At 68.2% G+C, this 9,427-nt stretch carries 11 protein-coding genes; 3 read left to right on the top strand and 8 right to left on the bottom strand.

Annotated elements, in window-relative coordinates:
- Positions 1 to 688: LysR substrate-binding domain-containing protein (locus F3J15_RS36220; RefSeq protein ID WP_166897429.1), on the top strand; the 688-nt coding region annotated here is incomplete at its 5' end.
- 51 nt (positions 689 to 739) lie between these two features.
- Here F3J15_RS36220 and F3J15_RS36215 read toward each other — a convergent pair.
- On the bottom strand, positions 740 to 1,060 hold the full coding sequence (locus F3J15_RS36215; protein WP_166897427.1) for a hypothetical protein: 321 nt from the start codon (positions 1,058 to 1,060) through the stop codon (positions 740 to 742).
- A 59-nt stretch (positions 1,061 to 1,119) separates the two neighbouring features.
- Positions 1,120 to 1,992 carry a LysR family transcriptional regulator gene (locus F3J15_RS36210; RefSeq protein WP_166897423.1) on the bottom strand — a complete coding sequence of 291 codons (873 nt, stop codon included), beginning with the start codon at positions 1,990 to 1,992 and terminating at the stop codon, positions 1,120 to 1,122.
- A gap of 170 nt (positions 1,993 to 2,162) precedes the next feature.
- Between F3J15_RS36210 and F3J15_RS36205 the strand changes: the two genes are divergently transcribed.
- On the top strand, positions 2,163 to 3,623 hold the full coding sequence (locus tag F3J15_RS36205; RefSeq protein ID WP_166897420.1) for an MFS transporter: 1,461 nt from the start codon (positions 2,163 to 2,165) through the stop codon (positions 3,621 to 3,623).
- An 81-nt stretch (positions 3,624 to 3,704) separates the two neighbouring features.
- Here the strand turns inward: F3J15_RS36205 and F3J15_RS36200 are convergent, their stop codons facing one another.
- Positions 3,705 to 3,902, bottom strand: a complete 198-nt coding sequence (locus F3J15_RS36200; RefSeq protein ID WP_069252077.1) for an oxidoreductase-like domain-containing protein — start codon at positions 3,900 to 3,902, stop codon at positions 3,705 to 3,707.
- Positions 3,903 to 3,984: 82 nt separating this feature from the next.
- Complete coding sequence (locus F3J15_RS36195; protein WP_166897418.1) at positions 3,985 to 4,422, bottom strand: hypothetical protein; 438 nt, start codon at positions 4,420 to 4,422, stop codon at positions 3,985 to 3,987.
- A 202-nt stretch (positions 4,423 to 4,624) separates the two neighbouring features.
- Between F3J15_RS36195 and F3J15_RS36190 the strand changes: the two genes are divergently transcribed.
- The gene (locus F3J15_RS36190) at positions 4,625 to 5,047 is read left to right on the top strand and encodes a RidA family protein (RefSeq protein WP_166897415.1); all 423 of its coding nucleotides are present in this window, start codon (positions 4,625 to 4,627) and stop codon (positions 5,045 to 5,047) included.
- A gap of 78 nt (positions 5,048 to 5,125) precedes the next feature.
- On the opposite strand, the gene creD is transcribed toward F3J15_RS36190, so the two are convergent.
- From creD to F3J15_RS36170, 4 genes are all read right to left on the bottom strand, one after another.
- Positions 5,126 to 6,517, bottom strand: a complete 1,392-nt coding sequence (gene creD / locus F3J15_RS36185; protein WP_166897412.1) for a cell envelope integrity protein CreD — start codon at positions 6,515 to 6,517, stop codon at positions 5,126 to 5,128.
- Positions 6,518 to 6,621: 104 nt separating this feature from the next.
- Positions 6,622 to 8,073 (bottom strand): two-component system sensor histidine kinase CreC, encoded by a 1,452-nt coding sequence (creC, locus tag F3J15_RS36180; protein WP_166897409.1) that lies wholly within the window; start codon positions 8,071 to 8,073, stop codon positions 6,622 to 6,624.
- Between the two features lie 15 nt (positions 8,074 to 8,088).
- Complete coding sequence (gene creB, locus F3J15_RS36175; protein WP_089485390.1) at positions 8,089 to 8,793, bottom strand: two-component system response regulator CreB; 705 nt, start codon at positions 8,791 to 8,793, stop codon at positions 8,089 to 8,091.
- A gap of 101 nt (positions 8,794 to 8,894) precedes the next feature.
- Positions 8,895 to 9,427, bottom strand: a 533-nt coding sequence (locus F3J15_RS36170; RefSeq protein WP_166897406.1) for an SDR family NAD(P)-dependent oxidoreductase, incomplete at its 5' end; no start/stop codon positions are given.

Below are 9,427 nucleotides of genomic sequence, written 5' to 3'. Positions count from 1 at the left end.
GGAGGCGCTGCGCAGCGCGGCGGCCGCGTTCGAGCGCGCGGCGGCAAGCCACGGCGCCGGCGTGCGCGGCATCGTGCGGATCTCGGCCAGCGACGTGATCGCCGTCGAAGTGCTGCCGCCGATGCTCGCGCAATTGCGGCGCAACCATCCGGGGCTCGTCATCGAACTGGTGCCGACCGACCGCCTCCAGGACGTGCTCAAGCGCGAGGCCGACATCGCGGTCCGGATGGCGCCGCCCACGCAGGAAGCGCTCGTTGCACGGCGCATCGGCGCGGTCGATGTCGGGCTGTATGCACGTGACGACTACCTGGTGCACAACGGGGTACCCGAGACGACCGACGAACTCGCGCATCACGCGCTGATCGGCTTCGATACGGTCACGCCGTTCATCCGCTCGATGGGCCGCAGCATGCCGCTGTGGAAGCGCGATGCGTTCTCGCTGCGCACCGACAGCAACCTCGCACAGCTGGCGATGATCCGCGCCGGCTACGGGATCGGCTTCTGCCAGAGCGGGCTCGCGAAACGCGACGCGCGGCTCGTGCGCGTGCTGCCGGACAAGCTCGCGGTGCCGCTGGAAACCTGGGTCGTGATGCACGAGGACCTGCGGTCGAGCCCGCGCTGCCGCGCGGTGTTCGACGCGCTAGCCGACGGGCTGCGTGCGTATGTGAGCGGCGAAATCGTCGAATAGACGGTTCGCGGCGACGGTCACGAATGAAGTGAACGAAGCGCCCGCCTGGCGCTATTCGTAGATTTTCCCGGCGAACAGGATGTCCGCCATGCGCCGCCACGGATTGTCGGGCACGTCGTAGAAACGCAGCCCTTCCTCCGACGCCTCGGCCCAGTCGACCATCGCGTCCAGGTACTCGCCGATCGAGTGATTTTCCCACCCGAGCGCGCCGCGGGCGTACGGCGACGGCGGCACGTCGGCCTCGAGCTGGCGCTCCTTGTTCCAGTCGTGGCCGAGCACGCGCAGGAAGTGGATCAGCGAGCGTTCATCGACCACGCGCTCCAGCGCATCCTGCAGCTTCGCGGCCATCTGGCGTTGCAGTTCGTCGTTCATTTTTATGTTCCTTCGCGCGCCTCTCAGGTACGCGCCGCCGCAGGTCGTGCGGCCCGGTTTTACATCAGCAATTGCCGCGACAGCACCTCGCGCGCCTGCGTGACGGCTTCGCGTTCGCCGGGCATCGGCGGCGTCAGCGAAAACACCGCGTCCGGCAGCGGCGGCAGCCGGAATTTCGCGCCGAGCCGCATCATGCCCTCGCCGATCGCCGACGCGCACAGGCAGCCCACCCCGAGCCCCGCCGCCAGCATCGACTGCAGCCCCGCCACCCCGGACGCGCTGTGCACGAGCCGGTACGGCATATGCTGCTCGTCGAGCGAGCGCACCGCGACCTGATGCATCATGCAGTCGTCCGGCAGGAGCACGAGCGGCAGCGGCTCGGGCAACTGCTCGGCGAGCGCGGGCGATGCGACCCACGACAGCGGCTCGCGCCGCAGCACCCAGCGCGTATCCGCCGACGCCGGCCGGAACGGCCCGCTCGACAGATTCATCACCACGCCGAGATCGACCTGCCCGCGCGCATGCGCCGTTTCGATATCCGCGCTCTTCATCGCGCTGACGTGCAGGCTCAGTTGCGGGTAGCACTCCCGCAGCCGCGCGAGCAGGCCCGCGACTTCGTTGGTCCGGTAGTAATCGGTGATCGCGACGCGCAGCTCGCCCTTGATCGCCTGGCCGCGCACTTCGTCGAACGCGGCCTCGTTCAGCGCGACGATGCGCCGCGCGTGCTGCAGCAGCCGCGAGCCGGCCGGGGTCGGCTCGACCCCGCGCTTGCTGCGCACGAACAGCGGCACGCCGGCACGCGATTCGAGCTTGCGCACCTGCTCGCTGACCGTCGACTGCGACAGGTGCAGCAGCGGCGCGGCGGCCGTCAGGCTGCCGGCATCCGCGACCGCCGCGAAAGTACGCAACTGATCCAGGTCGAAACCGCGCATCGCCAATCTCCATCCATCGAATAACCCGATGGATGCTACCACCAATTCCCGCTTTTCCGATTCATTGCCACCGCCCAGAATGGGGGTCAATCGCCCGTCCACGGCCGAACCGGTGCGCCCCGCGTCGCGTCCGGCGTGAATGTGGCACTCATTCTTTCGGACCTGCTTCCATGACGAACGACACCCTTGCCCCCTGCGTGCCGGCCGGCACGGCCGCTGCGGCGACGCCGCGCAGCCACCACGGCTGGGCGCTGGTGGTCCTGCTGGTTGGCGCGATTTTGCCGCCGCTCGACTACTTCATTGTGAATCTCGCGCTGCCGGCCATCCGCGACGGCATCGGCGCGCGCCCGGCCGAGTTGCAGCTGGTCGTATCGGCATACGCGTGCGCGAACGCGGTCGTGCAGATCACCGGCGGCCGGCTCGGCGACCTGTACGGCCGCAAGCGGATGTTCATGATCGGGATGGCCGGCTTCGTCGTCGCGTCGACGCTGTGCGGGCTTGCCGGCAGCGGCGCGGTGCTGGTCGGCGGCCGCGTGCTGCAGGGCCTGTTCGCCGCGATCCTCGCGCCGCAGGTGCTCGCGACGATCCGCAGCGTGTTCAGCCCGCAGGAGCAGGTGCGCGTGATGGGCTTCTACGGTTTCGTGTTCGGCCTCGCGGCCGTGATCGGCCAGCTTGGCGGCGGCGCGTTGATCAGCCTGCATCCGTTCGGGCTCGGCTGGCGCGCGATCTTCCTCGTCAACCTGCCGATCGGCATCCTGGCGCTGATCGGCAGCTGGCGCTTCATCCCGGAAAGCCGCCCGCCGAAAGGCCAGCGCATCGACGTGCCGGGCATGGCGCTGCTGTCGCTGTTCCTGCTGATGCTCGTCTACCCGCTCACGCACGGGCGCGAGGCGGGCTGGCCGCTGTGGATGGTCGCGTGCCTCGTCGGCGCGCTGCCGATGCTCGTTGCGCTGCTGGCGGTCGAGGCGCGCCGTCTCGCGGGCGGCCATGATCCGCTGCTCGACGTGCGCCTGTTCCGCAACCCCGTCGTCGCGCTCGGGCTCGTGCTGGCGTTCCTGTTCTACACGCTGAGCGCGTTCTTCCTGAGCTACGGGATCTACCTGCAGGGCTGCCTGAACTGGTCGCCGCTCGCGTCTGGGCTCGCGATCCTGCCGCTCGGGCTCGGTTTCCTGTCGAGCCCGCTGCTGATGCCGCGACTCGTCGGCCGGTTCGGCGGCTATCGCGTGCTCACGCTCGGTTTCGCGATGCTCGCGGCCGGCGTCGCGGCAGCCGCCGCGCTGGCCGGTGCAGCCGCACCGGGCCCCGGCTTCTACGTGGGGATTGCAGCGATCGGGATCGGCCAGGGCCTCGTGCTGCCGTCGGTCGTACGGATCGTGCTCGCGGAAGTCGACACGGCACGCGCAGGCGTCGCCTCCGGCATGGTCACCGCGATGCTGCAGATCGGCGCGGCCGTCGGCGCGGCCACGCTCGGCGGCGTGTTCTTCGCCCGGCTCGGCGCGCATCCGGCTGCGCTCGACTACGTGCAGGGCTTCAGGACGTCGATGTTCGCGCTGACGGCCGTGCTGCTCGTGTGCATCGCGCTATCGGCGATGCTCGGGCCGCTGCATCGGCGGCTGCATGCAGGCACGTAAGCGGGACGGGAATCGTTGCGACGGCGGGTCGGACGCGGAAGCGGTGCAGATGCAGGCGCAGCCGCTCGCCGGCCTCCGGCATCACGCGTGATGCTTGCGTTGCGCCTGGCGCGCTTCCCATTCGGCCAGCTCGACGCGATAGCGCGCGAGGGCTTCGTCATAGAGATCGAAGACGCACGGCGAACAGCCGCTGTTGCAGCAGTCTTCGAGTTCGGGCTGGATGGGCGGGGTCGGACGGGGATCGTCGACGGACGGATCCGGAGAGGCAGTGTTGGGCACGGCGAAAATCGAATGAAAAGACGCGTTCAGTATAAGCGGATGCCGCCCGATATGCGTGCCGCGCGGGCCATGCCACGCGGCGTCATATCCCCAAAATCGTCACCTGATCGTGGCGAATCCGGACCTCGCGTGTCCATGCATCGATTTCGGCGATCACCTCCGCAAGCTCGGCGCAGCTCGCGTCCAGACGGTCGACGAAAGCCTGCCGCGAATCGCGGAACACGAAGTCGAGCCGCTCGAGTGCCGTCATGCGCTGCGCAGCGTCGCCCAGCATTCTGCGCGTGTCGTCCAGCTCGTCCACGATCCGCAGCCAGTCCGGCATAGCGATGCCGTTGAACGCGTAATGATCGTAGTCCGGGATCTGTCGCGCGATCGCCGCTTCGAGCAGGCCGAAGACTTCCTCCCTGAAAAACAGCGATCCCTCGTTCCAGCATTTGTGCGCATACGGCCCGCCCATGAGTTCGATATAGGCGGTGTCCTCGATTTCTGCGAGATCCCTGATGATCCGGATATCGTCCATGGGGTGTCGTCGTTGCCGCGGTGGCGTCGGTCACCCTTCGCCGGACGTTGATCCATAATGGCGCGATTGTCCGCGAACCAGGCGACGCTGTCGATGCCTCGCTCGTATTGCGTTTCCGGCCGGCGCAGGGCCCGGACTCATCGCAACGCTCGCCGCCGCCCCTTCCGCCGCATCCTCGTCATCGACCCACTGGAGCCGCGTCATGGCTGAAGCAGTGAATCCGCCGGAAGTCTGGGCGCCGTTCGGCGCGTTCTCGATGGCCGTGATCCAGGGCGACGGCCGAATCGTGCATCTGAAGGGGCAAGTGTCGCTCGACCGCGACGGCCAGGTGGTCGGCCACGGCGACATGCGCACGCAGGTGCGGCAGACGCTCGACAACATCCGCGCGGTGCTCGCTACCTTGGGCGGACAGATGCAGGACGTGATCTCGCTCGTTCACTACGCGACCGACATCGATGCCTTCATGCAGGCCGGCGACCTCCGCAAGACGTACTTCGCCGAGCCCTATCCCGTGACGACGACCGTCCAGGTCGAGCGTCTCTATCATCCCGATCTGCTGATCGAGATCGCCGCTGTTGCCGAGATTCCGCTGGTGCGTTTTCGGCGGCCTGCATCGCGCGCGTGAAGCGGCGATGTGGCGATTCGCGGTGTGACGCGCCGGCCGGAGCTTCCCGACCGGCGCGCCTGCCCGCAACCCGCGTGCCTACTTCACCTGCGCGCCAGGCTTCGCGGCACCCGCACCGGCCTTGTCGGCCAGCGGCTGCCACGCGGCGCCGAGCGAATACCAGTCGACGCGGCGCGTGAGCGTCATGATGCCGGCGAGGATCGCGAACAGCAGCAGCGAACCGAGCATCAGCGCGTTGTCTTCCGACAGCAGCAACCCGTAGAGCGCCGCGTACAGCACCGCGAGCAGCGCCGCGAACACCGCCCCGCGCTTCACGCTGTGCAGCACGAACGACAGGTAGAAGGCGAGCAACCCGATGCATGCGCCGCTCGCCGCGAGATACGCATACGCGAACTTGATGTGTTCGGACAGGCTCAGCAGCAACAGGAAGAACAGCGCGAGCGACAGGCCGACCAGCGTGTACTGGATCGGGTGAATGCGCAGCCGCTTCACGAGCTCGTACATGAAGAAACTCGCGAACGTGAGCATCACGAACAGCGCGCCGTACTTCGTCGCACGTTCGGCCTGCAGATAGACGTTCACGGGCTCGATCACCGACACCGACGCCATTTCGATCGCACCTTCCCCGTTGCCCGAGATGATCTGCTCACGCGCCTTCGTGTTGAACGACGTCACACGCCAGTTGCCGGTGAAGCCGTGCGCATCGACCGTGCGGTTGTTCGGCAGGAATGCGCCGTCGAAACTCGGATGCGGCCACGTCGATTTCAGCGAGAAATCGTTCTGGTCGCCCACCGGCGCGAACGCGACGGAATCCGCACCGCGCAGCGGCAGGTCGATGCTGAACGGCACGGCCGCCCCTGCGTTCGCGTCCGCCAGCGCGGCGAGATCGACGTTCGCGTGCACGCCCTGGCGCAGGCTGTCCAGCCGCGTGCCCTGCTCGACATCGAAGCGCGTGCCGCCGATGCGCAGGTCGGGCTGCGCGGTCAGCCCGCGAATGTCGCCGATCCCGATCGACACAAAGACATCGTCGACCTTGAAGCTCACGTGGCCATCCGCCTGCGGCAGCTTCTTCAGGTCCGGCAACGGCAACGTACCGGTCATCCGGCTCGCCAGTTCGTACACCAGCGCCTTGTGGATGCCGCGATAGCGGACGCTGGTCGTCAGCGTGCCGTCGACGTTCAGCGTCTTCGGAAACACGAGCAGGCGCTTCGTTTCGCTGCGCAGGCTCGTCTTCGCCGCGCCGCCGGCCGGCGAATCGTCGCGCACGCGCGTGACTTCCGTGTAGCGCACGACGAGCACGGGGCCCGCCACCGTCTGCGGCCCCGCATAGCTCGACCAGATGCTCTGCAGCGCGTCCATCCGATACGCGGAGCGTTCCTGCACGATGCTTTGCACCATGTGCAGCGGGATCAGGATCAGCAGCGCGAGGAACGCAGTGATCGCGAATTTGAACAACAGGACTCGATTCATGGCCGACGGGTACCGGAGTAAAAGGGTACGGTCAGCATGAGCCGCCCCGGTGAAGGGCGATTGAAGCCGGTGTGAAGCGAATGTGCGGCGAACGTGAAGTGTGGTCAGCCCGCCGACGGCAGCGTGAGCGTCGCGCACGCGCCGCCTTCGTCGCGGTTCGCGAGCGCGACCTGGCCGCGGTGCAGCATCGCGACCTCGCGGACGAAACACAGCCCGAGGCCCGTGCTGCGATCCTGGCCGTCGGGACGCGGCAGCGAATAGAAGCGCTCGAACACGCGCGCCAGTGCGTAGTCGGGCACGCCGGGGCCGTCGTCGGCCACGCGCACGACCGCGACCTGCGCCCTGCCCGCCGGCTGCCGTTCGAGCGCGATGCGGATCGTGCTGCCCCGCGGCGCGAAATCCAGCGCGTTGTCGAGCAGGTTGCCGAGCGCCTGGCGCAGCAGGAACGGATCGCCTTCGACGATCGCCGGATCGGCCGCGTCATGCGCGTCGATCGCGAGGCTCACGCCGCGCTGCCGCGCGCGCGGCTCGATATCGTCGACGAGCTGTTCGAGCACCGGCCGCAGCGCGACCGGTTCGCGCACCGACAGGCGCTGCTTCTGCTCGACTTCCGCGAGTGCGAGCAGCTTGCGGATCATTTGTTCGAGGCGACCGGCCTGGCGGCGGATGTTCTCGGTGAAGCGCCGCCGGTTCGCCACCGGCATGTCTTCCTGAAGCAGTTCGGCCGCGCCGCTGATCGCCGCCAGCGGGCTCTTCATCTCGTGCGTGAGCGTATGGATGTAGGTCTCGACGTACTGCCGGTCCTCCAGCCGCTGATGCATGCTCTCCACCGCGCGCCCGAGCTCGGCCAGCTCGCTCGCGCCCTGCAGCGGCATGTCGGCCCGCTCGCCTGCCGCGATCGCGCGCGCATAGCGCTGCAGGCGCCGCAGCCCGACCACCAGCCACCACGTGCAGGCCACACCGATCAGGATCGCGCCGCCCATCAGCAGCGCGCCGTACAGCATGATCTTGCGCTGGCTGCGCGCGATGAACGGCGCGACCGTCTGGTTCGGCTTCGCGATCGTCAGCACGCCGATGATCTGGTTGCCGTGCCGGATCGGCGCCGCCACGTGCATCACGGTGCTGCTGTCGTCGTTCGGATCGCTGCGCGTGCTGCGCGCGCCGTACTCGCCGCGCAGCGTCCGGTACACGTCGTTCCAGCGCGAATAGTCCTGCCCGACCGCACGGCCGGACGAGTCGTAGCGCACGATCCCGTGCGCATCGGTGATGTAGAGACGGTAGCCGATCGCGGTCTTTTGCACGCCCCATACGTTCGCGCTGACCGGGCTTTCGTGCAGTTTCGAGAGCTGCCGCGCGAACGCACCGTCGGCGATGTGGCCGTTTTCCATGTCGTCGGCGGCGAGCGTCGCGAGCACTTGCGCGGTATCGACGAGCGTGTCCTCCATCGCCTCGCGCACGCCCGGCTTCACCTCCTGCACGAACACGCGCAGCGTGATCAGCGCGGCCAGGCCGACGATCAGGAAAAAGCCGAAGAAGATGCGCAGGCCGATATGCATGGGCGGTGCCGGTCGTTACGGTTGCAGCGAATAACCCATCCCGCGATGCGTGCGGATCGGGTCGCGCTCGGGGTCGATCGCGCGCAGCTTCGCGCGCAACGTCTTGATGTGCGTGTCGACCGTACGGTCGGCCGAATCGAATGCCTCGTGCCACACGAGGTCCATCAATTGCTCACGCGAATAGATGCGCCCCGGATGCCGGACCAGCAGCGCCAGCAGCCCGAATTCGTAGCGCGTGAGGTCCAGTGCGTGGCCGAGCCACGATACGCGGGCGCCGTCGGTGTCGAGTGTGAAACCCGGTGCGATGGTCGCAGCCGGCATGGGCGCGGGTGCCGCTTCGGGCGCGGCCGTCCGGTAGAAGCGCCGCAGGATCACGCGCACCCGCGCCGCCAGCTCGCGCGGCGAAAACGGCTTGACCACGTAATCGTCGGCGCCGATCTCGAGCCCGACGATCCGGTCGATTTCATCGTGCCGCGCGGTGAGGAAGATCACCGGCACGTCGGAGAACGTGCGCAGCCGCCGGCACACCTCGAAGCCGCTGAGATCCGGCAGGCCGACGTCGAGCACCACGAGATCGAAGCGCGTGTCGCGCAGGTGGTCGAGCGCCGCCTGGCCGAGCGTGCAGTGGACGGTCTGCATGCCGTCGGTGCCGAGGGCATAGATGATCGTGTCCGCGATCGCCATTTCATCTTCGACGATCAGGATATTGGGCTGATGCATGGTCTCAGGCTGGGCTCGCGCAATCCGGTGCGACATTGTACGCACGGCCGGCCGCCGCGCGAGCCCCTGCCCTTGCCCTGCCCTTGCCTTGCCCTGCCGCGCTATGCCACGCGGCCGGTCACCGGAATCGACGCGCCGGTGATCGCCTGCGCATCGGCCGACAGCAGGAAGCCGATCGTCGCCGCGATCTGCTCCGGCTTCACCCAGCGCGTGAAATCCGCGTCCGGCATGTCCGCGCGGTTCGGCGGCGTATCGATGATGCTCGGCAGGATTGCGTTCACCGTCACGCCGCGGTCGAGCAGTTCGGCCGCCAGCGCCTCGGTGAGCCGCGCGACGCCGGCCTTCGCGGCCGCGTACGCGCCCATCCCCGTGCCGGCCTTGAACGCCGCGCCCGCGCCGATGTTGACGATGCGCCCGGCCGGGTTCGCCAGCAGGTGCGGCAGCGCGGCCTTCGATGCGTTCAGCGCGGTCTTCACGTTCAGCTCGTACATGCGGTCCCACGTGGCGGCGTCGCCGTCGGCGATCGTCTGCCACACGAACGCGCCCGCGATGTTCAGCAGCGCGTCGACCCGGCCGAATTCGCGCTGCACGGTATCGAGCGCCTGCACGGCGGCCTGCGGATCGACGAGATCGA

Origin of the sequence: Burkholderia sp. Ap-955 (assembly GCF_011753045.1) — a bacterium.
Classification (GTDB): domain Bacteria; phylum Pseudomonadota; class Gammaproteobacteria; order Burkholderiales; family Burkholderiaceae; genus Burkholderia; species Burkholderia lata_D.
Note: the sequence above shows the minus strand (reverse complement) of the source record. Positions and strands in the feature narration are given on the sequence as shown.

What these genes read in the sequence shown, in the direction of transcription:
- F3J15_RS36210 (WP_166897423.1), bottom strand. Translation starts at nt 1,992, where the DNA reads ATGCGCGGTTTCGACCTGGATCAGTTGCGTACTTTCGCGGCGGTCGCG.
- F3J15_RS36195 (WP_166897418.1), bottom strand. Translation starts at nt 4,422, where the DNA reads ATGGACGATATCCGGATCATCAGGGATCTCGCAGAAATCGAGGACACC.
- F3J15_RS36215 (WP_166897427.1), bottom strand. Translation starts at nt 1,060, where the DNA reads ATGAACGACGAACTGCAACGCCAGATGGCCGCGAAGCTGCAGGATGCG.
- creC (WP_166897409.1), bottom strand. Translation starts at nt 8,073, where the DNA reads ATGCATATCGGCCTGCGCATCTTCTTCGGCTTTTTCCTGATCGTCGGC.
- creD (WP_166897412.1), bottom strand. Translation starts at nt 6,517, where the DNA reads ATGAATCGAGTCCTGTTGTTCAAATTCGCGATCACTGCGTTCCTCGCG.
- F3J15_RS36205 (WP_166897420.1), top strand. Translation starts at nt 2,163, where the DNA reads ATGACGAACGACACCCTTGCCCCCTGCGTGCCGGCCGGCACGGCCGCT.
- creB (WP_089485390.1), bottom strand. Translation starts at nt 8,793, where the DNA reads ATGCATCAGCCCAATATCCTGATCGTCGAAGATGAAATGGCGATCGCG.
- F3J15_RS36190 (WP_166897415.1), top strand. Translation starts at nt 4,625, where the DNA reads ATGGCTGAAGCAGTGAATCCGCCGGAAGTCTGGGCGCCGTTCGGCGCG.